Origin of the sequence: Endozoicomonas numazuensis (assembly GCF_000722635.1) — a bacterium.
Classification (GTDB): domain Bacteria; phylum Pseudomonadota; class Gammaproteobacteria; order Pseudomonadales; family Endozoicomonadaceae; genus Endozoicomonas_A; species Endozoicomonas_A numazuensis.
In genome coordinates this window covers 126,326-148,953 of sequence record NZ_JOKH01000002.1, presented here as the reverse complement: position 1 = coordinate 148,953, position 22,628 = coordinate 126,326, and the positions used below count along the sequence as shown (strand labels likewise).

Genomic DNA, 22,628 nt, shown 5'->3' with positions numbered 1-22,628 from the left:
CTTCAATTCTCAGTTTTCCTGATGTGTCCACGAAGTGTCCATTTTGTTTAATGGGTTCAGTCTTACGGCATCTGTCAGATGATCTTTGCTGAACTTGGCATACTTCACAGTCATCTTGATATCCGAGTGACCGAGGATGGTTTGCAGTACCCGGATGTTCCCTCCGTTCATCATGAAGTGACTGGCAAAGGTATGTCTGAGAACATGGCTGGCCTGTCCTCGAATGGTTCGAACTCCACATCTCAATAAAGCTCTTCTGAACGCTTCCTGGCTGTTGGTGAACTCGCCTTTGTTCTGGATATGCTGTTTCACCTCCTGGAACAGATCAGGGTCTAACGGAATGACTCGGTTTTTCTTGGACTTGGTGTAGGTCAGGTAGACCTGGTTGTCTTTGAAATGGTGATCCTTCCGGCTCTCGATCTCTCCCCACCTGGCACCTGTGGCCAGACAAATCTTGGTAATCATGTATACGTGTTTATTGATACACTTCTGCCGGATATCTTCAAACAGTACGCCGACTTCCTCCTGGGTCAGGTAGATAAGCTCTTTCTCGTGGATTCTGACCTTCTCGCAGGACTGTAGCGGGTTGCTATAGCCGATGATGTGATTCCGGCTCAGGAAGTTAAAAACGGCGTTCACATAGCCCAGAATGTTGTTCAGGGTCTTGTCGCCCATTCCTTCATCCCTTTTCAGCTTCTTATAGTGATGCCAGTGGTGAGCGGTCATGGTTTTGGCTATCAGGTTGTCGATGGTTTCACAGAAGCGTATCAGATTTCGCTTGGTGCGTTCGTTGTCTGCCTAGAGTTGCTGAGTATGTATCCAGAGTCTGGAATTCCTATTTTACATTGGCTGTTAGCAACAAAAAAGCAGGTTGACAGAGCAGTGGAGCTTGGGTGTTACTTCTCAATTGGTCCAGCTATGATTAATTCGGTGAGAGCAAAAAAAGTAGTATCATGGTTGCCACAAAATAGGGTCTTGTTAGAGGCCGATGGACCATTTGCTAAAACAAATGGAAGGCCAGCTTTGCCATCAGATGTAGTTCTAGTAATTAGGTTTCTCTCTGAGCTATGGGGGGAGACTATTGAACAAGTACAAGGCAGGCTTGCAATGACTTTTAAAAATTTAGTCTTATAAAGAGGAATAGTGCACGGTAATGGACGTATTTGCATGGCTCAGAATATCAGACTATTAATTTAACTGTATTTTCTGATCTTCTGGTTAAAGTGCGTCATTCGGTCAGTCTCCTAAATCTTTGGTAATTAAGGGTTGATCAGAATGACTTTCCAGAAAACGTGTTCATTTAAACCAGAATACGCAGCTATATAGTTTCTAAATCCTGATCAGATAAAGCCCTGATCAGGGGTAGAAAAAAGGTGCTTTCACACGATGAAGTGTTAATGCTATCGCACTGCATATCTCAGTACATTCAAAACAATTAATCACCTGCTCGGGTTATTCCCTTCCTGCCTGATATCTGACACTATTCGCTTATAAAAATTTGTTGATAAGGGTGTCTTTTGAGTCCTCATCTGCAGTGGCAGCTGTGTGATCAGGCTTGCCATATTGTGTCTGGGTCGCTGCTACGTCTGTATAGGCAGCGATAAGGGAATAATTGAACCAGCAGAAAGAAAAAGAAAAATGAGAAGCTCAAACAGTATACAGGGATGGGTTAAGGTGTTTGATCGTTTTTCGGTCAAAGGTGGCGTTGACCAAGGTAAGCGGATATTTGTTACGGTTGATCAAAAATCGATCTATGATTTTCTTGAGACCAATCACGCAGGTGATTACCACTTAACGGCGTTGGTATGTGAATTATTGAATTTATCTGCTGATCCATTCCCTTCGCACAGTCGTGCCATTGACTCCAATCAGTCCAATAAGCGACAGCTGACATTAGATGGTGGTTGCATCAAATATTATCTTTATAGCGGTGATGTCTATATTGAAAAGCTTGAGCATGGGAATTCTTTTCAGAACTTAAAAAGGGAACCTATATCAGGCTTACACGAAGCAAGATATGATTCAGATGAAAAGGATTGGAGCACCACTAAAACAGCAAGTATTAACACAGGTATGCAACTGGCGGTATGCATTGTGCAGCCATTAGTGGTAGCCAGTTCAACAGACCGAAGGATGCTGCAAAATCCTTGTCTATGCATATTCAGAAGGCTTTCACTGTTCGTAAATCTGAACTGGAAACACGAGGGAAATATTATTCCTTATATTACTTGAAGAAAGGTGATCACAAGTCAGACAGGCGAAGTCGTGAAGTTTCATCACTGATTGAGTTGGCAGCTAAGAGAGGGGCTTCGGTGAACTGGCTTGTCCAGGGAGAGGGTTCAGAAGTGATGCAGGGTGCTCTAAAAGACCTGAAACGAACACCATTAAGTGATTCGATCAAGAGCCAGCTAGGTAAGCAGAAACTGTTTTTTTCTAATCATACAGCCAGTATTCGAGAGCTGGAAAAGCTGATTGATGAACTGGGCCTTTCTAAAGACAGTAAATGGTATAACTCTGCACCACTGGATCTTATCGCTGGAGGAGTACGGAATAACAATCTAATTGCTGAAATTGTAATGGCTGGTGAGAAGGCAGCACAGGATGCCAGAGCTAACAATGAAAGTGTTGTTGGAGCACATGCTAGAAACGTTAGCAAGAGAGTATTGAATACTCCAGTTGCCGCAACAGCTATTGGTGGTTATGGGATGGCAAAAATATATGGTCAGCTCGGAAGTGAAGCGTCAGGTATAGGTGCTGCTGCTGTTGCTTTTGCTTTTGCTACGTTGAAAAAGGGACCTGGCATGATGGACGCAATTAAAACACTATTGGCTCTTGCGAATGGAAGTGGTCGAGGTGTGTGGTATGACAACAACGAGCAGTTTGCTAGAGATGTACGACGAGCCAGAGCGGTAGCATAAATAATGTTAAAGAGACTGTTTGCATCCAGGGCTAAGCCGCTTGGCCCTGATATGAAAAAGCTGACACGCTGGAAATTTGATCTTTCGGGAACGATTTTTGAGATTACACTACCGTATTCGAACACTGATATGTTTGGTGACTCAATAACTGACTTTGAAGTAAATATTAATGATCTCTCACAGTATAATATTGACCATCGCCTGAGAGAGTCCCAAGGATACTATGCTTTCATGGAGCGACATTGGGCCTACTGGGCGGGGTTAGGTCGAGACTCATATTTGGGTCGCAGTACTGGTGCGGCTATGGTTGTTTTCGTACCAGATTTACCAGAAGGCATGAGCTGTTTTTGTCCGTCCCATTTAGAGCAAGCAGACACTAGATCTCATTACTTTTCGGGGCCTGGAGGCCCAAGAACTCTAGAGGAGTTGAAATCAATTATCGGTCCGCGCCCGAAAAAAATACGACCACAAAAATGGAAGGTTGTGAATATCAATGGTGTTCAATGGGCTTCTTATCAAAGTATGAGGCCCCAGCCGGGTCTATCTCCTGAAGAAGATGCGCACTTTAGTAGTTCATGGATTACACCCATTTCAGACTGTCACTACTTGAAAGTCATTTTCCCAAACAGTCAATGGACGCCAGTGGAAGACTCGCGTTGTGTCCTTGAAGAGATGATTGAAACCATCATGTCTACAGTCGCATTAACATTGTCTCCAGAAGCTCAAGCACAGAAAGAAGCTGCCGAGAAGAAATGGCCTGATGCTAAATACAGCGAATCCAGAGAACCGGAAAACTGGGTTTATGAAGAGTTTGTATACAATCCTGAAACGGATACAAGAGAGCATGTAAAGGCGAGTCCACCACCGGTCTGGCAGCCCTAATTGGCAAATGTTGATGTGGTGAAGGGGCGGTATAAGTACAGTCACCCCTTCACTTTCCTGAGTAGCTCATATAGTATGCGCCCCACTGTTTGAGAGCAGCTACCGGATACCAAACAGTTCAACGGATTTCAGTCCGTGAAAGGTGTCCAAAATGTGTCCATAAAATTGCCCAATAACGAAATTTATTGATCAATATGGACGATTTAGGGTAGAGTGCTCATCGCTAAGTGATTGAATTACTTAGCGATAATGGATGTAGGGAAGGATTCGAATCCCTCCCTCACCGCCATTTGATTAAGCCTCTCTTTGAGAGACTTAATCAAATGGTAGTAAGGTCGGGAAGGAACCCTTTGGGTTCGACAAAAATGTCTGGAGCATTTTTGGTCATCACTTTGGTGATGACCCGTAAGGCGGAGGACAGGACAGTCCGAAGCAATCCCGACCGATATTTAGATTAGAGACAACTTAGAATTACGCGCTCGTAGCTCAGCTGGATAGAGTACCTGGCTACGAACCAGGCGGTCGGAGGTTCGAATCCTCCCGAGCGCGCCATTTTACGTTTTCAAATATGAGCGTCCGTAGCTCAGCTGGATAGAGTACCTGGCTACGAACCAGGCGGTCGGAGGTTCGAATCCTCCCGAGCGCGCCATTTCAAGTTTTCAAATATGAGCGTCCGTAGCTCAGCTGGATAGAGTACCTGGCTACGAACCAGGCGGTCGGAGGTTCGAATCCTCCCGGACGCGCCATTTGAAAACAACGACGAATGTCGTTAGCATAATTGATACGGTGAGGTGGCCGAGAGGCTGAAGGCGCTCCCCTGCTAAGGGAGTATACGGTTTGTAGCCGTATCGAGGGTTCGAATCCCTCCCTCACCGCCATTTAATTTCTTAACGCTTTCAAGCGATAATGAAATGGAAAGGTGTTGGGTTTACTTGTAGGTCTATGACAGGTTCAGTGAATTCATGCCAGGCAGACATCACAGATGCCTAACTGTTACGCGCTCGTAGCTCAGCTGGATAGAGTACCTGGCTACGAACCAGGCGGTCGGAGGTTCGAATCCTCCCGAGCGCGCCATAAACAAAAAAGCCGGATCATATGATTCGGCTTTTTTGTGTGTGTTGTTTAAATGCTGTTGTTGCATCGTCGCTCTGTTTTGCTCAGGGCTGGTCACGATTGTTGTTTTGAGCTAGATGCTTTTTTTGATTGAGTGTGTTTTGTTGGCACATTTAAATAGGATTAGATCTGGCCGTGTGTCGTGTTTAAGTGAGCTGGTCTCTCCTCTAATCTGAATGGCTAATTAGTCCCGCTGGATTCTTGATTCCCTCCATTTGGTTGCTATTCATTATTGCTGAGGCAGTGATTTGAATTTGTATCTGATGTTTGACTCAGCTAGGCATGTGTTTTCAAACTTAACATTTGTTTGTAGAGTCTTTAGCAGATCGAGAATAATTCGAATAATAATGAGTGAGGAGTGTAGTTTCTGGAGGGTTGTGTCAGGGCGGTTGGCATGACTATAAGGGCAACTTGCAATTGGGGGTTCAGAGTTTTTTGTCTAAAATATGTTCCGGGTTTTACGGCGCTATGCCGCGACCAGGTATCTGGTCGGTAGAAAGTGGCCCGGCTGGTTCGGGCTGCTTTTTCTTTCTTTTTGTGATGTTTAGTTTCCTTCCTTCCTTCCTTCCTTCCTTCCTTCCTTCCTTCCTTCCTTCCTTCCTTCCTTTGTCTGTCTTCTGTTTACTCTTTAATCTGTTTGTTAAGCTCGTGATATTTATATCGAGAGGTGAGTCCTATGGAGACCTGTAGTCAGCGTTTTCGTCCGGGGGACGATCTGTATCTGGAGCTTTTGAAGTGTGCAAAGGATTGGCCGGCTGCTTGTTTATTGACATGTGTGGGCAGTTTAAAAATGTTGGCAGTTCGGTTTGTAGGTGCTGAACATGAGGTGGTGTTGAGCGGGCCTTTTGAAATTTTATCGTTGACGGGTACCTGTTGTCCTTCTGGATTGCATTTGCATATCTGCGTAGCTGATAGGGCGGGGCAGGTCAAAGGTGGTCACTTAAAGCCGGGCTCTATTGTTGAGACAACGGCTGAGGTAGTGGTAGGGATTCTGGAAGATGCCTGTTTCACTCGTGAAGTTGACGGTGAAACAGGTTATCTGGAGTTGGTGGTTAAAAAGGTTTCTCAGGCCAGTTCCTAAGAACGTTGCGGCGGACGGTAGCTCGTTCCTGGCTGCTAAGGTCGCGAATGTGTCTGCCTGCATACTCACTGTATATGGCAATAAGGCGTCGTGTGTTCATAGGGTTGGGAATCATAATGTATTGTCTCCCAAACAGGTCTTTGTTGGCAGTCACTGAAACCTTCAGGTTTGGATCAAAGCCGTTTTCTTCCAGATCGAAATCAGAGAGCATGTCGCCAATAAACAAGGCTATCTGGTGCTTTTTCTTGTCAACCTGACCTGTCGTTATAGCTCTTCTCTGAAATGCTTTGGTGCAATTGTTTTTCTCAACTGTCGAGCAGTATTCTCCCTTCAATACAATGTGTGTCTCGTCAGCGTCGGGATAGCCCAGCGCCCTTAGCTTTTTAACGGTCATTTCTTCTATATCCCGCTTTTCTCCCTGTAGGCCCGAGGAGAGGGGTCTTTCTGACACATAGAAAATATCGAAACCTTTCTGTTTGGCGGCAGCTAAAAATTCAGGGGCGCCAGGGATTGGTTGGGAGGCTTTTTGGCGGTCAATGTGCCAGCTGTGTTCATTGTCTTCTGAGCCTGGGGCTGGATGGGTTAAATCGGGTCTTTTGGGGGTGTAGTTGACAATGGTGCCGTTGATATCGATGACGATAACCGGGTTTTCCATTGAGTTCTGGTTCAGTTTATCCAGAATTTGGATGGAATGATTATAGGCTTGTTGTGTTAAAGCGTGATAGTCGGCAGAAGTGTTCATCCATAGCATGGCTGAGGTGCTGTGCTGAGCAAACAAAGGGTCCTGTATCTGGTCATAATGAGAGTGTTTCAGGGCGTCAATGTTGGCGTCGTGCTTTTCTTGTGGGGAGAGTTTGTTGAAGTTCTGGGTAATCGCGCTTTCCCAGCTTCCGTAAATGAGGTTGGGGAAGCTGATCCAGTCTGTTCCAAATCGGGTGCGGTTTTGCTGAACCCATTTTTGTCTCTGGCTGAAGTGGCGTCCTTCGACGTCTCCCAGGTCATCAAGCTGATCACCTAGCAGCATAAGAATATGGTAGCCCTGATCCTGGATTTTCTGTCGTTGTCCTTCTTTAGTCAGTGTTTCATTGTCTTCTTTCTGAAAGAGTAGATGTTCGGGGCCTTTTATTGGAAACCCTAATCGCTTGAGGTTTTCCATAGTGTCTTCCTTGACCTCGTTAAAGCGGCCGCTGATATAGAAGATTTCTATGCCTTTGTTGTCGATTTCATTCAAAAAGTCGACTGCGCCGGGGAGTGGTTCCAGTGCTTTATTCTTCCACCATGTGATAGATGTGTCGGTTGTTCTGGCGCTGTCTGTTCCAACCAGGCTTGAGAAATAAATAGCTCCATTGATCAGTGTGTCATCAATGTCAGTCACAATGGCGGCTTTTTTACCTTCGGGTACTTTATTGAGTGCGTCATGAAGGTTGTCTCTGGCCATGTTGAATGACTGGAGTACCAGTGCTTCATATTCAGGGGAGTGTTGTTGCCAATTGGAGGCAACCACTCTTTCTTCGTTGAGATCTTTTTGTGAGTACTCGGCAGAGCAAATCATAGAAAACGACGTAAATACCGCAAATGTCAGCAGTATTGATGTATGAATTCTGGCCATGAATTCCTCGGGATGATCGATTTGTTGTTAAGTTTCGACGATAAAACCTAGTTGAGGCTTCAAGGCGGGTTGATTTTTTTTGTAACGGGTTGTATCAGGGAGGGGTTAAGGGGAGGAGTGACCCAGATTAGTCAGGGTCACTCGGCACGATCAAAGTGTTGCAATGTTCTCGGGGTTGCCAGGGAGTTGGGCGTGGAAGGCTTTTCCGCTGACAGACTGGCTGTCATCACCCATCAGGTAAAGATAAAGAGGCATAATGTCCTCGGGTGTCGGTCGGCTCATGGGGTCTTCCCCAGGGTAGGCTGACGCTCTCATAGCGGTTCGGGTTCCGCCTGGATTAATGGTGTTAACTCTGACCTGGCTGAGGCCGTCTTCTTCGTCCGCCATAACTTGCATCAGTCCTTCTGTGGCGAACTTGGAGATGCTGTAGGCGCCCCAATGTGCTCGTCCCTGGTGGCCAACGCTTGATGAGGTGAATGCAATAGAGCCTGATTTGGCTTTGCGGAGTAAAGGGAGCACTTCTCTCGATAAAAGGAAAGGGGCTGTCACATTGACGAGCATGACTTCATTCCATTTATCCAGATCGTATTGGGCTATAGCTTTAAGCTCCCCAAGTAAACCTGCGTTATGGAGTAGGCCATCCAGTCTGCCGAACTCCTTATCTAGTGTCTCTGCCAGGTTGGCATAATCCTGTTCGGAAGCGCCAGCAAGATTCATGGGGTAAATCGCAGCCTGGGGCCAGCCGTTCTCTTCTATCTCGTCATAAACTTCTTCCAGTTTGCTGGTGGTTCTTCCTAGCAATATGACGGTGGCACCATGTCGTGCGAAGTTTAAGGCCGCTGTCCGGCCAATACCACTTCCAGCACCGGTGACCAGGATGATTTTGTCCTGGAGTAGGTTGTTGGGTGCAGTATATTCAAACATCAGTTCCTCTCCGTGGCATTAGCCACTTGTATTTTTCCAGTAGTGGAAGAATGTCTCTGGCGGATGAAACGTTGTGATCAGCCTGCCAATGTTCGGGGGTGTCTTCAGGGCTGATAAAGCCATAAAGAGCGGCAATGGTGACCATGTCTGCATTTCTGCCTGCATCAATGTCTCGCAGATGGTCGCCAATGTAAATGCAGTTTGTTGGGTTTGATCCTGTGTGTTCGCATGCCAGTAGCAGGGCTTCAGGGTTGGGTTTTGTCTGCATGACATGGTCTGGGCATATGAGTGCTCTGGATCGATGAGTAAGGCCTGCCTGTTCGAGCAGGACTTCTGCGTAAGCTGCAGGCTTGTTAGTCACGACTCCCCATGGGATAGCTCTGTCATCCAGTGCGTCCAGTAGTGCTGTTATTCCGTCGTACAGTTTGGCTGGTTTGCTTCTGTGATTGTCACTAATGTGATTATCGTACTCATCCAGAAGGCGATTTCTGAGCTTTTCAAGTCTTGGGCTTGAGGAGTCAATACCGTAAGCGAGTTGAATCAACTTTCTCGAGCCTTCAGAGATGTAGTTTCGGATCAGTTCTCCATCAATTGTTGGCAGTTGGTCGTCTGTCAGTAGTTTGTTGACCGTAATGATGAAGTCTTCCGAGGTATCAAGCAGGGTGCCGTCCAAATCAAAAAACAGGCCTTCTATGGCGTCGGTAGAATTCATCAGGACTCCGGCTTACTGCCATAAATCAAATAGTTAACGTCAGTGTCGGACTTTTTGAGTGAATACACGCCAGTAATGGGGTTGAAGACCATGCCAGTCATGTCGTGTACTTCGAGGTCAGTCTTTCGCATCCAGCTGCATAGCTCGTGGGGCTTTATAAATTTGCTGTGCTCGTGAGTGCCTTTTGGGAGCATCTTGAGGACATACTCGGCGCCGACAATAGCAAAAAGCCACGACTTGGCGTTTCGGTTGATGGTGGCAAAAAAGATCTGCCCGCCGGGTTTGAGTAGCTTTTCGCAAGCGCGGATGACCGAGGCAGGCTCTGGGACGTGCTCGAGCATTTCGAGGCAGGTTACTACATCAAATGTACCTGGCATTTCTTCTGCAAGTTCTTCTACCGGGATCTTGCGATAATTCACTTCGACTTCGCTTTCCATGCTGTGAAGGCGAGCAACAGAAAGAGGGGCGTCGCCCATGTCGATGCCTGTAACTTCGGCGCCACGGAGCGCCATGGACTCACTGAGAATTCCGCCACCGCAGCCTACATCAAGTACTTTTTTTCCAGCTAAGCCCACTCGCTCGTCTATGTAATTGAGGCGAAGAGGGTTGATCTCGTGAAGGGGCTTAAACTCACCATCCATATCCCACCAGCGACTGGCCAGTTCCTCAAATTTTGCAATTTCGGCAGGATCTACATTTTGTGTTGAGCGTGGTTCGTCCTGGTTTGAAGTCATAGTGTCCAGATTCTCAAACGGTTTGGTTGGGAGTGCGCCGGAATGATTGTCTCTAAGTATGTGGCTGTGAGCAAAAAAAGGCCCGGTCAGCAGCTGTTGTGAGACTTGGTTGATTTCCGAGAATAACAGCGCAGCCTGTATTCTTCTTCGTATTATACAGACAGAGTTATCAGAGTTAAGTGTTCTGGTGGGCATTGATAATGCAAGCAGTGCAAGTTGAGTGACTATTACTGTTATTTTGATCGTAGAGTGTGTTTGTTCGAATGAAAAAGGCTGGCATAGGCACTCTGTCGTACTTCTGTGTCAGGTTTTATTCATAAAATCGTTGTGTACACATACACTCGCTCGCAGTAAGGCGGCCAGCTGTGGTATTATTTGCCACTTGATATGAAAAAGCAGCCATGCTTTTTTAGAGTAAAAATCATTTCAATGCATCTTCTCTGCTTAAGCGAAGATAGAATGATTTATTACACATGGCTGCCTGTTATTGAATTGTTCGGGTTGCCGGCCAGCCGGCTGCAAACAGCAATGCCGGATCACCGGTTAACTGACAGGTTCAGTGCATACCGGTAAGTAATGGAAGACTATGGTTCCATTTATTTATACGATCTGAGTATTAAGGTTTCCGGCCTTCTGGGTTGAGAAAGGATGCTGACTGGTATCCGGTGGGCGCAAGCTAAAGGACGACTGGGTTTACATGACTGATAACGCTAAAGAGATTCTTCCGGTAAACATCGAAGACGAGCTCAAGCAGTCCTATCTGGACTATGCCATGAGTGTTATCGTCGGGCGGGCATTGCCTGATGTGCGTGACGGACTCAAGCCAGTTCATCGGCGGGTTCTCTTCGCAATGAACGAGCTGAGTAATGACTGGAACAAGCCTTACAAGAAATCAGCTCGTGTGGTGGGTGATGTAATTGGTAAATACCACCCGCACGGTGACTCTGCTGTATATGACACTATTGTTCGCATGGCGCAGCCATTCTCTCTGCGCTACATGCTGGTGGACGGGCAGGGTAATTTCGGTTCTGTGGATGGTGACTCTGCAGCGGCCATGCGTTATACCGAAATCCGTATGCAAAAGATCAGTCATGACATCATGGCTGATCTGGACAAGGAAACGGTTGACTATGTACCTAACTATGACGGTACAGAACAGATTCCGGCGGTAATGCCTACCCGTATTCCCAATTTGCTCGTCAATGGTGCGGCAGGAATCGCGGTGGGTATGGCGACCAACATACCTCCTCATAATCTTACTGAAGTGGTTAAAGGTTGTCTGGCTCTGATAGAAGATGACAGCTTGTCGATTGATGACCTGATGGAATACATTCCCGGGCCGGATTTCCCGACAGCGGGCATCATTAACGGTCGTGCAGGTATTCTGCAGGCCTATCGCACAGGCCGGGGTCGTATCTATATTCGGGCGCGTGCGAATATCGAGCATGATGATAAAAAGAATAAAAGTACCATCATCATTACAGAACTGCCCTATCAGTTGAATAAAGCTCGACTGATTGAAAAAATTGCTGAGCTGGTTAAAGACAAAAAGATTGAAGGCATAACCGAACTGCGTGATGAGTCTGACAAGGACGGCATGCGCGTAGTGATTGAGCTGCGTCGTGGTGAAGTTGCAGATGTAGTTCTGAATAACCTTTATTCCCAGACCCAGTTAGAGTCTGTGTTTGGTATTAATAACGTAGCTCTGGTCGACGGACAGCCCAAACTCCTCAATCTGAAGGAAATGTTAGAGGCCTTTATCCGTCACCGCCGTGAGGTGGTGACTCGTAGAACTGTTTATGAACTACGCAAGGCTCGCGAGAGAGGTCATTTGCTGGAAGGCCTGGCTGTGGCTCTGTCCAATATCGATCCGGTTATTGCGCTTATCAAGGAGTCGCCAACTCCGGCTGAAGCCAAAGAAAAGCTCATTGCTCAGGGTTGGAAACCAGGGCATGTGCTTGAAATGGCAGAGCGTGCGGGTGCTGATGCGTGTAGACCCGATGAATTACCAGAAGAACTGGGTTTGCGTGATGGGTTGTATTACCTGTCGCCTGCACAAGCGCAAGCGATTCTGGAGATGCGTTTGCATCGACTGACGGGTCTTGAGCACGAAAAACTGCTGAGCGAATACCGTGAGCTGATCGAAAAGATTGCTGAATTGCTGTTGATCCTGTCCAGCTTCGAGCGGTTGATGGAAGTGATTCGTGAAGAGCTTGAAAGTGTTGTTGAAGAGTACGGTGATGAACGTCGTACTGAAATAACCAGCTCTCGTCGTGATCTTACCGTTGAAGATCTGATCACCGAAGAAGATATGGTGGTCACACTGTCTCACGGTGGTTATGCCAAGACGACAACGCTGGATACTTATCAGGCTCAGCGTCGAGGTGGTCGTGGTAAATCAGCCGCTTCTGTCAAAGATGAAGATTATGTCGAGCACATGCTGGTTGCTAATACGCATACACAGATTTTGTGCTTCTCAAGCAAGGGTAAGGTTTACTGGTTAAAGGTCTATCAGATTCCACCTGCAGGCCGGACCTCTCGAGGTCGACCGATTGTTAATATCCTTCCTCTTGAAGAAGGGGAGCGTATTACCGCTATGTTACCGGTCGAAGAGTATACCGAAGGTCACTTTGTCTTTATGGCAACTGTTGCCGGCACAGTTAAGAAAACGCCACTTGAGCAGTTCTCTCGTCCACGTTCCAGCGGGTTGATAGCCTTGGGGTTGGATGAAGGTGATTCACTGGTTGGAGCGCAGATTACCACTGGCGAAAAGCAGGTTATGCTGCTTTCCAACTCGGGTAAGGCCATTCGTTTTGAAGAAACCGATGTGCGTGCCATGGGTCGAACCGCTCGCGGTGTCAGAGGAATGAAGCTTCAGGAAGGTCAGAGAGTGATCTCCCTGATTATCCCTGAAGAAGAGACTCAAATACTGACAGTCAGCCAAAACGGTTTCGGTAAGCGTACGGGTGTGGAAGATTTCAGAATTACTGGCCGGGGTGGTCAGGGTGTGATCTCCATGCAGTGTACTGATCGAAACGGTGAGCTGATTGGATCGATCCAGGTTCGGGATGGTGAGGAAATCATGCTGATCTCCGATCAGGGGACTCTGGTGAGAACTCGTGTCGATGAAATCTCTGTCATGAGTCGTAATACCCAGGGGGTGACCCTGATCAAGGTTCAGGAAGGCGAAAAACTGGTGGGTGTTGCCAGGGTTGAGGAGCCGGATGAGCCAGAGGGTATGACGGATAGTGATGATGAAGACGCTGAAGAGGCCGGGGAGGAAAAAGCTCCTCAGGCAGCTCCTGATGAAGATCAGGAAAGCTGATTTTATTTAGAACAATCAACGCCAGCATTATGCTGGCGTTTTATTTACAGGGATGTAATGTATCCCTGACAAAACAAGACATAATTAACCAAACCGGTAAAGTTCGACGGTGAAGGTGAGTAAAGCAGATTGATGTCAGGTTCGGAGAGGTGCACAAGCGTCACTCTTGAATAGGTGAGTCTGGCTGTATGGGAGGATGGTATGAATAATCTGTTGGCAGATACATTGGCGGGGCTGGAAGGTCGGACCTATAACTTTTCGGCCGGTCCGGCTCCAATGCCCCGGTCGGTGCTGGAGCGGGCCCGAGATGAGTTGTTGGACTATAACCATGAAGGGGCTTCCATTATGGAAGTCAGCCACAGGGGTAAGTCTTTTCTTGAGGTGGCTGAGCAGTCTGAGCAAAATCTTAGAGATCTGTTAAAAATACCTGCGAATTACAAGGTTCTTTTTTTACAGGGAGGCGCTCGTGGGCAGTTTGCCGGGATTCCTCTTAATCTCAAAGGCAAAAAGGGCAGTGCTGATTATGTAAACAGCGGTCACTGGGCTCAGTCGGCGATCAAAGAAGCTCTGCGCTATCTGGATGTTAATGTCATTGCTGATGGAAAAGGTGCTTCATTCCATACCATGCCGGAAGAGAGTGAGTGGCGTTTCAGTTCTGATGCGGCTTATGTTCATTACACGCCGAATGAAACCATCGGTGGGCTCGAGTTCCCGTTTATTCCCGATTCCGGCGATGTGCCTCTGGTGGCGGATATGTCCTCCAATATCTTGTCTGGTCCCATTGATGTCAGCCGTTTTGGTCTTATTTATGCGGGCGCTCAGAAAAATATTGGTCCTGCCGGGTTGACGGTTGTAATCGTTCGTGACGATTTGCTGGATCGTGGGCATTCAAATTGTCCTGCGGTTCTTGATTATCGTGTACAGGCTGATAAGGACTCCATGTACAATACTCCGCCAACTTTTGCCTGGTACCTGGCAGGTCTGGTCTTTGAATGGTTAAAAGAGCAGGGCGGGTTAGAAGCAATGGATCAGCTGAATGACCGTAAGGCAGGCAAGTTGTATCGAGTGATTGATGAGTCAGGTTTCTATCACAATAAAGTCGATACTCGCTGGCGTTCAAGAATGAATGTTCCATTTACACTGGCAGCTCCTGAGCTGGATAAAGTATTTCTGGCGGAATCTGAAAAAAATGGTTTTCTTTATCTTAAGGGTCACAAGTCAGTGGGTGGCATGCGGGCCAGTCTTTATAATGCGGTGCCGGAAGAACATGTCGATGCTTTAATCGCCTTTATGAAAGAATTCGAAAGAAAATACGGATAATTAACCCTGTAGAAAGGACTTTTGCTTCGATTGGTTTTGTAGGCAGAGCAAGAGTCAGGGTATTACATTAACTATAAAAAGGACTCTATGGGGTATTCTGGAACGTTGACAGAGTGCTCCGTTGAATACCTGTTTGAGCCGTCGCAATATAAATCATTATGCTCGATGGAATGGCAGCTGGTGATAGTACGGCTGTAGTCAGTACAGTTAAACGCAGAGAACATTATGACAGATGACAAGTTGAAGGGGTTGCGGACAAAAATTGATAAGCTTGATCGGGATATTCTTGAGCTGATCAGCGACCGTGCGCGCTGCGCTCAGGAAGTAGCCAGGGTGAAGCAGAATGAAGATGCTGCAGCAGTGTTTTATCGTCCAGAGCGTGAAGCCCAGGTTTTGCGCCGGGTTATGGATCGAAACGACGGTCCCCTGGATGATGAGGAGATGGCTCGACTGTTTAGAGAAATTATGTCGGCCTGTCTGGCCCTTGAAGAGCCTGTTCGAGTAGCATTTCTCGGTCCGGAAGGTACCTTTACCCAGCAGGCTGCCATGAAGCATTTCGGGCACTCTGCCGTTTCTGTCCCCATGGCAGCGATTGACGAAGTATTCAGAGAAGTGACAGCTGGTGCTGTTCGCTACGGTGTCGTGCCTGTTGAAAATTCAACGGAAGGCGTGATTAGTCATACTTTAGACAGTTTCATGGATTCCTCCCTGAAGATCTGTGGTGAAGTGGTGCTAAGAATTCATCAGCATCTGTTGGTGTCTGAGAATACCCGTCGTGACCATATAACCCGAATATACTCTCATGCTCAGTCACTGGCGCAATGTCGCAAATGGCTGGATGCTCACTGGCCTATGGCTGAACGTGTTGCTGTCAGTTCTAATGCTGAAGCGGCCAAGCGCATTAAGGGTGAGTGGAATTCTGCTGCAATTGCCGGTGATATGGCAGCTGATATCTATGGCCTCGAAAAGATCTCTGAAAAAATCGAGGATCAGCCCGACAATTCCACACGTTTCCTGATTATTGGTCATCAGGATGTCCCATCCAGTGGCGCAGACAAAACGTCTATCGTAGTCAGCATGAGAAACCAGCCGGGTGCTCTGCATTCGATTCTGGAGGTGTTTCATGTTCACGATGTTGATCTGACCCGGGTTGAGACTCGTCCATCCCGTAGCGGTATCTGGAACTATGTATTCTTCATTGATTTTGAAGGGCATACTGATGACCCGGTTATCCAGAAGGTTCTGGAGAAATTAGGGAGTCGGGTCAATGATCTTCGAGTTCTGGGTTCCTATCCCAAAGGGGTTCTCTAGGAGGCTGACCGAGAATAGCGTCCGAGCATAAAATTCAGTAGAACGAGGCCATTTTTTCGAGGTATTTGTGCGAATAGTTGACCTATTTAAGCAAATTCAGTGGAAAAGATGGCCGCTCTTTCTGGATTTCAGGCCAAAATTGTCTTAAGTCCGACAGGCTCCTAGCCGAGCATAACGACTCAGTCTTGCCTCTGGATTTGTGCAAATAGTTGACCTGTTTAATCAAATTTAGAGGGAAAAATAGCGTTTTTTCTGAGCTATAGAGCAGGCTGTCTATTCGTAGCCAGACTTCTGGTCAGTCAGTGATGAATCGGATACCTTTTCTTCAGTGTTGAGAAGAATTAGGGTTAACCTGCAGGAAGGTCTTGTTCGGTTACCATGACGAATAAAAGCCAAAAGCCAAAAGCCAAAAGCCAAAAGCCAAAAGCGAAATGTCGTAAGCCCCCAGGCTGATTAAATCCTGTCGGTTGAGTGGCGGCTTATTAATGAGATAACAGGTGAAATATGGGTTGTGATTTTGTAAAGCTTGCTGTGCCTGGCGTGCGTGCCCTGAATCCTTATCTTCCCGGTAAGCCCGTGGAAGAGTTAGCGCGTGAGCAGGGGCTGGATGCCAGTACCATTGTTAAGTTAGCCAGTAATGAAAACCCTCTGGGGGCAGCACCATCCTCCTGTGAGGCGGTTGCCGGTATGATGGGGGAGCTGGCTCGATATCCAGACAGTAGTCTTTATAATCTTCGCGACTCCCTGTCCAGAAAACTGGCGGTCGAACCTGATCAAATTACGTTTGGTAATGGCTCCAATGACGTTCTGGTTTTATTGGCACAATGCTATCTGAAAGAAGGGTGTTCGGCGGTATTTTCCGAGTATGCCTTTGTTGTCTATCCCATTGCGGTTCAAGCAGCGGGTGCTGAAAGTATTGTCGTGCCTTCAAAGCATTGGGGGCATGACCTTGAAGCAATGGCGCAAGCGATTCGTTCAGATACCCGAATGGTATTTCTGGCCAATCCAAACAACCCGACAGGCACCAGTTTTTCTGAGGCAGAGTTACGGATCTTTCTGGAGAAGGTGCCTGAAGAGGTTATCGTAGTGTTGGATGAAGCCTACTTTGAGTATGCTGTCGACAGTGGGCACCCTGATGGTATTTTGTTGCTGAAAGAATACCCGAATCTTGTCTTAACCCGGACATTCTCGAAGGCCTATGGTCTGGCGGGTGGTCGTGTTGGGTATTCTGTTTCAAGCGTTGAAATCTCCAGCGTTCTCAATAGATTGCGTCAGCCATTTAATGTAAATAATCTGGTTGAGGCAGCAGCAGTGGCCGTTCTGGAAGATGAGGATTATCTAAATCGCTCCAGGCAGGTTAACCAGGATGGTATGGCTCAGATTGAGGCGGGCTTCAAGTCAATGAACATTGACTACATCCCTTCTACAGGTAACTTCATAACCTTCAATGCTGGCATGAACGGTGTTGATTGTTATCAGCGTCTGCTTAAACTCGGCGTTATTGTCAGGCCGGTTGCCAATTATGGAATGCCTGATCACCTTAGGGTTTCGATCGGCCTGGAAGAAGAAAACCAGCGTTTCCTCGATGCATTGTCCACGGTAAAACACTCCTGAGTGATGTAAATTGCTTTGAGCGGCAGATGCCATCTTCGACTGAAAGTAATGATTGAAGATGACTTATGGTAAAAAGGTTGAACTTGTAGTGATAGAGCTAAGCAAGACTGACGCTCCACTGAATATCCTGGTGGTAGGGTTGGGTCTTATCGGAGGATCCTTTGCAGCGTCTCTGAGAGATTGCGGCGAAAACTTTCACCTGATGGGGTTTGACCTCAGGGACGAATATATTGAAGAGGCGGTTTCCCTTGGAATCGTTTCAGAAGGCTGTGATGATTTTGAATCTGCAGTGAGCAAAGCTGATGTTATTCAGATTTCGGTGCCTATGCTGGCCATGCCAAAAGTGCTTGGGCAGCTGAAAGGTCTCGATCTCAACGGTAAAGTAATTACTGATGTCGGTAGTTGTAAAGGTTCTCTGGTTAAGGCAGCTCAGGATATATTTGGCCAGGTACCAGAAAATCTGGTACCGGGGCATCCTATTGCCGGTTCAGAGAAAAGTGGTGTAACGGCGGCGAAGTCGGGACTTTTTAAAAGTCATAAGGTGATTCTTACACCACTTGAGAATACTGATCCTTCTGCATTATCTCTGATCAGGTATCTCTGGCAATGCTGTGGCGCTCAAGTGAATGCCATGGATGTTCAGCGTCATGATGAAGTGCTGGCAATGACCAGTCATTTACCTCATCTGTTGGCTTTTTCTCTGGTAGATACTTTGGCTGGTAATCCTGAAAATCAGGATATATTTCGATACGCTGCCGGAGGTTTTAGAGACTTTACACGTATTGCTGGCAGCGATCCGGTAATGTGGCATGACATTGCTCTGGGTAATAGTGACGCCATTCTGGCCTCGCTGGATCAGTTTTCTGAAGGTTTGGTTCATCTGCGTCAGGCCATCGTTGAGAAAGACAGTAAAAGTTTGTTGGCGACTTTTGAAAGGGCGCGCACCGCCAGGCAGCATTTTGCCAGCATGCTGGAAAGAAGAGCCTATATGGCGACCCTGAACGAGAACCAGGGGGATTCTGTCACTTTCGTTGCTCAGCCGGGTGGTACTTTAAAGGGTGAATTAAGGGTTCCAGGAGATAAATCCATTTCCCATCGCTCAATTATGCTGGGTGCTTTAGCAGAAGGTGAGACGATCATTGATGGTTTTCTCGAGGGCGAGGATTCACTGGCGACTTTGCAGGCATTCCGGGATATGGGGGTCGATATCGAAGGGCCTCACGATGGTCGGGTTGTTATTCACGGCGTGGGAATGCAGGGTCTTAAACCGCCTGTGGGGCCCCTGTATCTTGGTAATGCGGGAACGGCCATGCGATTGATGGCGGGGTTAATGTCTGCTCAGCGTTTTGATGTCACCCTGACCGGGGATCAGTCTCTTTCCTCAAGACCGATGGATCGGGTTGTTAATCCTCTGGTTGAAATGGGGGCTGAGATAGAAACTGCTGCAGGTGGTCGTCCACCACTCAAAATAAAGGGTGGCAAAAGCCTGAAGGGTATTGATTATGAAATGCCTATGGCGTCTGCACAGGTTCAGTCTTGTCTCTTGCTTGCGGGTATGTACGCGGAAGGGGAAACCTCTGCGACTGCTCCCGGTGTAGTCCGTGATCATACCAATCGAATGTTGACTGGATTCGGGTATCCTTTAAAAGTTGATAATGCCCGGGTTTCTATCCAGGGAGGGGGGCAGCTTTCTTCAACAGCGATTGATGTTCCTGGCGATATTTCATCAGCAGCATTTTTTATAGTAGCGGCGACGATTGCCAGCGGCTCTGATCTTCTGCTGACCCATGTTGGCATTAATCCGACCCGAACCGGTGTTATCAGTATCCTCCAGCTTATGGGGGCTGATATCACGCTGCTCAATGAGCGGGAAGTGGGTGGCGAGCTTGTAGCTGATATACGCGTTCGCTCGGCCATTCTCAAGGGTATTGATATTCCTCTGAAACTGGTGCCTCTGGCTATTGATGAGTTTCCAGTGCTGTTTATTGCTGCTGCCTGTGCAGAGGGGACGACCACTTTGCGGGGGGCGGCAGAGCTCAGAGTCAAGGAAAGTGATCGAATTCAGTCCATGGTAGATGGGCTGGTCGCACTGGGTATCGATGCTGAAGCGCTCGTAGATGGTATGGTGATTCGGGGAGGCAGGCCGTTCTGTGCTGGAACTGTAGACAGTCATGGTGATCATCGTATCGCTATGGCTTTTGTCATAGCTTCCTTACGCAGCCAGGGAGAGGTTCGTATTCTGGATTGTGCCCATGTGGCAACATCCTTTCCTAATTTTGTCAGGCTGGCTTCCCGAGCGGGCCTGACACTCTCAACAGAAGGTATTCAAGCGTGAGAGAAACAAATGTGCCAGTCGTGACCATTGATGGCCCCAGCGGTTCCGGGAAGGGAACCGTTGCGGCTCTGCTGGCAAAAGAGTTTGACTGGCATCTGCTGGACAGTGGTGCGTTGTATCGTTTAACGGCGCTGGCAGCAATGAATCATGATGTGGACTTTTCTGATGAAAAATCCCTCGAAGTACTGGCGGGTCATCTGGATGTGCAATTTGAGCCGGGTGGTGAGGGTGAAACGCTTAAAATTATTCTTGAAGGTGAGCGCGTTGGCGCTAATCTCAGGACAGAAGAAGTTGGGGCTAAAGCTTCACAGATAGCCGCTCTTCCAGGTGTTAGAAAAGCTTTGTTGCAGCGTCAGCAAGATTTTGCTGAAGCGCCTGGTTTGGTTGCTGATGGTCGGGATATGGGAACTGTTGTTTTCCCCCAGGCAAATGTGAAGGTTTACCTCACTGCCAGTGCTGAAGAGCGGGCTAAGCGTCGTCAAAATCAGTTGCAACAAAAAGGGATTGATGCTAGCTTTGACCAGCTTTTAGGTGACATTATTGCCAGGGACGACCGCGATATGAATCGCGATGTTGCTCCGCTGAAACCTGCTGACGATGCTATTGTTCTGGATAGTACCAGATTGAGTATTCAGGAAGTGTTCAGTCGTGTAGTGGATGTCATGCGACAGAATGGCCTGATCTGATTATTTTTAATCATTTCGGAACATGGAGTTTTTCAGGCTCAGTCTTGAAAGACTCCTATAACAGGCTGGTGAGGGGAACTCAGCAGCCTGTTTTTATTAAGGTGGTCTGACCGAATTCTCGGGAAGACTTATGTAAATAACCGCATGGTGCAGATTGCCAGTTACAGCCATACGGTGTTTTTTGAAAAACAACCCACACTGACTGGCGGTGTGGCCAGCATACAATCAGCGGTAACTGTTCTGCCATATAGTGAAAAGTGTGGTGATGTCCGGTTTGTTTCAGGACAACATCCAATAACTTCTTCGCTATAGACATTATGACGGTGTTGATTGAAGTGCTGATTGATAGGAAATATCATGAGCGAAAGCTTTGCTGAACTATTTGAAGAGAGCCTGAAAGATATCGAAATGAAGCCGGGCGCTATTGTTAGCGGTCAGGTTGTAGATATCGACAGCGACTGGGTTACTGTACACGCAGGCCTGAAATCTGAAGGCGTTATCCCGAAAGCTCAGTTCCTGAACGAGCAGGGTGAACTGACCATCGCTGTTGGCGACGAAGTTCAGGTTGCTCTTGACGCGGTTGAAGATGGCTTCGGTGAAACCCGTCTGTCCCGTGAAAAAGCCAAGCGTATGGAAGCTTGGGGCGAACTTGAAAAAGCCTTTGAAGCTGAAGAAATCGTTAAGGGTGTTATCTCTGGTAAGGTCAAAGGTGGCTTTACTGTTGACGTTAACACCATTCGTGCCTTCCTGCCTGGCTCTCTGGTTGACGTGCGTCCAGTTCGTGACACTGCTCACCTGGAAGGCAAAGAGCTGGAATTCAAGGTTATCAAACTGGACCAGAAGCGTAACAACGTTGTTGTTTCTCGTCGCAGTGTCCTGGAAGCTGAAAACAGCGCTGAGCGTGAGCAGCTGCTGGAATCTCTGCAGGAAGGTCTGGAAGTTAAGGGTATCGTTAAGAACCTGACCGACTACGGTGCATTCGTAGATCTGGGCGGTGTTGACGGCCTGCTGCACATCACTGATATGGCTTGGAAGCGCATCAAGCATCCAAGCGAGATCGTGAACGTTGGTGACGAAATCAACGTTAAGGTCCTGAAGTTTGATCGTGAGCGTAACCGCGTATCCCTGGGTCTGAAGCAACTGGGTGAAGATCCATGGGTTGCTATCACCAACCGCTTCCCAGAAGGTACTCGTGTATCTGGTCGCGTAACCAACCTGACTGACTACGGCTGCTTCGTTGAGCTGGAAGAAGGTGTTGAAGGTCTGGTACACGTTTCTGAAATGGACTGGACCAACAAGAATATCCACCCATCCAAGGTGGTTGCTCTGGGTGATGAAGTTGAAGTTCAGGTTCTGGACATCGACGAAGAGCGTCGTCGTATTTCTCTGGGTATCAAGCAGTGCAAGCAAAACCCATGGGAAGAGTTCTCCGGCTCCTTCAACAAGGGCGACAAGCTGGCTGGTAAGATCAAGTCTATCACTGACTTCGGTATCTTTATCGGTCTGGACGGTGGAATTGATGGTCTGGTTCACCTGTCTGACATCTCCTGGAACGAAACTGGCGAAGAAGCTGTTCGCAAGTACCGTAAGGGTGATGAAGTTGAAGCTGTTATCCTGGCGATCGACGCTGAGCGTGAGCGCATCTCCCTGGGTATCAAGCAGTTGTCCGAAGATCCATTCAACTCTTTCGCTGGCCTGAATGAAAAAGGTACCATCGTTAAGGGTGTGATCAAGGAAGTGACTGCCAAGGCTGCAACTGTAGAACTGGCTGAAGACGTTCTGGCGACTCTGAAAGCTTCTGAAATCAGTGTTGATCGCGTTGAAGACGCTACCAACGTCCTGAAAGAAGGCGAAGAAGTAGAAGCTCGCATCATCAGTATCGATCGTAAGAACCGCAACATCTCCCTGTCCATCAAAGCGAAGGATCAGGCTGAAGAGAAAGCGGTTATGAAAGAACTGCGTACTAAGCAGGATGATGAAGCCTCCGGTCCTACCACTATCGGTGACCTGATCAAGGCTCAGATGGAAAACAAGTAATACTTGTTGAGAGAAAGTCTCATCAGA

17 protein-coding genes and 5 tRNA genes are annotated in these 22,628 nt (G+C 47.6%); 17 read left to right on the top strand and 5 right to left on the bottom strand.

Features of this window, described 5'->3' with window-relative positions; all coding sequences use genetic code 11:
* Positions 1-9: 9 nt before the first annotated feature.
* Positions 10-738: a phage integrase gene (locus tag GZ78_RS08090; protein WP_456236227.1), complete on the bottom strand. Its 729-nt coding sequence runs from the start codon at positions 736-738 to the stop codon at positions 10-12.
* Here GZ78_RS08090 and GZ78_RS08085 point away from each other — a divergent pair.
* The 10 genes from GZ78_RS08085 (at position 706) to GZ78_RS08040 (ending at position 5,994) form a co-directional block, all read left to right on the top strand.
* The gene (locus GZ78_RS08085) at positions 706-1,134 is read left to right on the top strand and encodes a TatD family hydrolase (RefSeq protein ID WP_081869737.1); all 429 of its coding nucleotides are present in this window, start codon (positions 706-708) and stop codon (positions 1,132-1,134) included. The genes GZ78_RS08090 and GZ78_RS08085 overlap by 33 nt on opposite strands.
* Before the next feature lie 540 nt (positions 1,135-1,674).
* The gene (locus tag GZ78_RS08080) at positions 1,675-2,232 is read left to right on the top strand and encodes a hypothetical protein (RefSeq protein WP_152558619.1); all 558 of its coding nucleotides are present in this window, start codon (positions 1,675-1,677) and stop codon (positions 2,230-2,232) included.
* Between the two features lie 80 nt (positions 2,233-2,312).
* Positions 2,313-2,918: a hypothetical protein gene (locus GZ78_RS08075; RefSeq protein WP_152558618.1), complete on the top strand. Its 606-nt coding sequence runs from the start codon at positions 2,313-2,315 to the stop codon at positions 2,916-2,918.
* A gap of 3 nt (positions 2,919-2,921) precedes the next feature.
* The gene (locus GZ78_RS27275; protein ID WP_051785949.1) at positions 2,922-3,800 is read left to right on the top strand and encodes a hypothetical protein; all 879 of its coding nucleotides are present in this window, start codon (positions 2,922-2,924) and stop codon (positions 3,798-3,800) included.
* A gap of 475 nt (positions 3,801-4,275) precedes the next feature.
* A tRNA-Arg gene (locus GZ78_RS08065) sits at positions 4,276-4,352 on the top strand.
* Positions 4,353-4,372: 20 nt separating this feature from the next.
* A tRNA-Arg gene (locus GZ78_RS08060) sits at positions 4,373-4,449 on the top strand.
* A gap of 20 nt (positions 4,450-4,469) precedes the next feature.
* A tRNA-Arg gene (locus GZ78_RS08055) sits at positions 4,470-4,546 on the top strand.
* Positions 4,547-4,585: 39 nt separating this feature from the next.
* Positions 4,586-4,678: transfer RNA gene (locus GZ78_RS08050), tRNA-Ser, on the top strand.
* Positions 4,679-4,797: 119 nt separating this feature from the next.
* Positions 4,798-4,874: transfer RNA gene (locus GZ78_RS08045), tRNA-Arg, on the top strand.
* 715 nt (positions 4,875-5,589) lie between these two features.
* Entirely contained in the window at positions 5,590-5,994 is a 405-nt protein-coding gene (locus tag GZ78_RS08040) for a PPC domain-containing DNA-binding protein (RefSeq protein ID WP_034834640.1), read from the top strand.
* Here the strand turns inward: GZ78_RS08040 and GZ78_RS08035 are convergent.
* The 4 genes from GZ78_RS08035 to ubiG form a co-directional block, all read right to left on the bottom strand.
* Positions 5,966-7,603, bottom strand: a complete 1,638-nt coding sequence (locus tag GZ78_RS08035; protein ID WP_081869736.1) for an HAD family acid phosphatase — start codon at positions 7,601-7,603, stop codon at positions 5,966-5,968. The two genes, GZ78_RS08040 and GZ78_RS08035, sit on opposite strands and share 29 nt — an antisense overlap.
* Positions 7,604-7,753: 150 nt before the next feature.
* Complete coding sequence (locus tag GZ78_RS08030) at positions 7,754-8,527, bottom strand: YciK family oxidoreductase (protein WP_034834636.1); 774 nt, start codon at positions 8,525-8,527, stop codon at positions 7,754-7,756.
* Positions 8,520-9,239 (bottom strand): HAD family hydrolase, encoded by a 720-nt coding sequence (locus tag GZ78_RS08025; protein WP_034834634.1) that lies wholly within the window; start codon positions 9,237-9,239, stop codon positions 8,520-8,522. Before GZ78_RS08025 ends, GZ78_RS08030 begins: the two co-directional genes overlap by 8 nt.
* Positions 9,239-9,973, bottom strand: coding sequence for a bifunctional 2-polyprenyl-6-hydroxyphenol methylase/3-demethylubiquinol 3-O-methyltransferase UbiG (ubiG, locus tag GZ78_RS08020; protein WP_051786135.1), 735 nt, complete (start codon positions 9,971-9,973; stop codon positions 9,239-9,241). The genes GZ78_RS08025 and ubiG overlap by 1 nt, the downstream gene beginning before the upstream one ends.
* A gap of 697 nt (positions 9,974-10,670) precedes the next feature.
* Between ubiG and gyrA the strand changes: the two genes are divergently transcribed.
* The 7 genes from gyrA to rpsA all read left to right on the top strand — a co-directional run bounded on the left by gyrA (position 10,671) and on the right by rpsA (position 22,601).
* Complete coding sequence (gyrA, locus tag GZ78_RS08015; RefSeq protein ID WP_034834632.1) at positions 10,671-13,298, top strand: DNA gyrase subunit A; 2,628 nt, start codon at positions 10,671-10,673, stop codon at positions 13,296-13,298.
* Between the two features lie 201 nt (positions 13,299-13,499).
* Positions 13,500-14,618, top strand: coding sequence for a 3-phosphoserine/phosphohydroxythreonine transaminase (gene serC, locus GZ78_RS08010; protein WP_051786134.1), 1,119 nt, complete (start codon positions 13,500-13,502; stop codon positions 14,616-14,618).
* Positions 14,619-14,843: 225 nt separating this feature from the next.
* Entirely contained in the window at positions 14,844-15,929 is a 1,086-nt protein-coding gene (gene pheA, locus GZ78_RS08005) for a prephenate dehydratase (RefSeq protein WP_034834631.1), read from the top strand.
* 504 nt (positions 15,930-16,433) lie between these two features.
* Positions 16,434-17,543 carry a histidinol-phosphate transaminase gene (gene hisC, locus GZ78_RS08000; RefSeq protein WP_034834630.1) on the top strand — a complete coding sequence of 370 codons (1,110 nt, stop codon included), beginning with the start codon at positions 16,434-16,436 and terminating at the stop codon, positions 17,541-17,543.
* A gap of 58 nt (positions 17,544-17,601) precedes the next feature.
* On the top strand, positions 17,602-19,878 hold the full coding sequence (locus tag GZ78_RS07995) for a bifunctional prephenate dehydrogenase/3-phosphoshikimate 1-carboxyvinyltransferase (RefSeq protein WP_081869735.1): 2,277 nt from the start codon (positions 17,602-17,604) through the stop codon (positions 19,876-19,878).
* Complete coding sequence (cmk, locus tag GZ78_RS07990) at positions 19,875-20,564, top strand: (d)CMP kinase (protein ID WP_034834629.1); 690 nt, start codon at positions 19,875-19,877, stop codon at positions 20,562-20,564. The genes GZ78_RS07995 and cmk overlap by 4 nt, the downstream gene beginning before the upstream one ends.
* A gap of 357 nt (positions 20,565-20,921) precedes the next feature.
* The gene (rpsA, locus tag GZ78_RS07985) at positions 20,922-22,601 is read left to right on the top strand and encodes a 30S ribosomal protein S1 (protein ID WP_034834628.1); all 1,680 of its coding nucleotides are present in this window, start codon (positions 20,922-20,924) and stop codon (positions 22,599-22,601) included.
* Positions 22,602-22,628: the final 27 nt, after the last annotated feature.

Excerpts from the sequence above, each read along its gene's own strand:
- GZ78_RS08085 (WP_081869737.1), top strand. The coding sequence starts at position 706 with ATGCCAGTGGTGAGCGGTCATGGTTTTGGCTATCAGGTTGTCGATGGT.
- rpsA (WP_034834628.1), top strand. The coding sequence starts at position 20,922 with ATGAGCGAAAGCTTTGCTGAACTATTTGAAGAGAGCCTGAAAGATATC.
- ubiG (WP_051786135.1), bottom strand. The coding sequence starts at position 9,973 with ATGACTTCAAACCAGGACGAACCACGCTCAACACAAAATGTAGATCCT.
- hisC (WP_034834630.1), top strand. The coding sequence starts at position 16,434 with ATGGGTTGTGATTTTGTAAAGCTTGCTGTGCCTGGCGTGCGTGCCCTG.
- GZ78_RS08040 (WP_034834640.1), top strand. The coding sequence starts at position 5,590 with ATGGAGACCTGTAGTCAGCGTTTTCGTCCGGGGGACGATCTGTATCTG.
- GZ78_RS07995 (WP_081869735.1), top strand. The coding sequence starts at position 17,602 with ATGACTTATGGTAAAAAGGTTGAACTTGTAGTGATAGAGCTAAGCAAG.
- pheA (WP_034834631.1), top strand. The coding sequence starts at position 14,844 with ATGACAGATGACAAGTTGAAGGGGTTGCGGACAAAAATTGATAAGCTT.
- GZ78_RS08025 (WP_034834634.1), bottom strand. The coding sequence starts at position 9,239 with ATGAATTCTACCGACGCCATAGAAGGCCTGTTTTTTGATTTGGACGGC.
- GZ78_RS08030 (WP_034834636.1), bottom strand. The coding sequence starts at position 8,527 with ATGTTTGAATATACTGCACCCAACAACCTACTCCAGGACAAAATCATC.
- GZ78_RS08035 (WP_081869736.1), bottom strand. The coding sequence starts at position 7,603 with ATGGCCAGAATTCATACATCAATACTGCTGACATTTGCGGTATTTACG.
- GZ78_RS27275 (WP_051785949.1), top strand. The coding sequence starts at position 2,922 with ATGTTAAAGAGACTGTTTGCATCCAGGGCTAAGCCGCTTGGCCCTGAT.
- serC (WP_051786134.1), top strand. The coding sequence starts at position 13,500 with ATGAATAATCTGTTGGCAGATACATTGGCGGGGCTGGAAGGTCGGACC.
- gyrA (WP_034834632.1), top strand. The coding sequence starts at position 10,671 with ATGACTGATAACGCTAAAGAGATTCTTCCGGTAAACATCGAAGACGAG.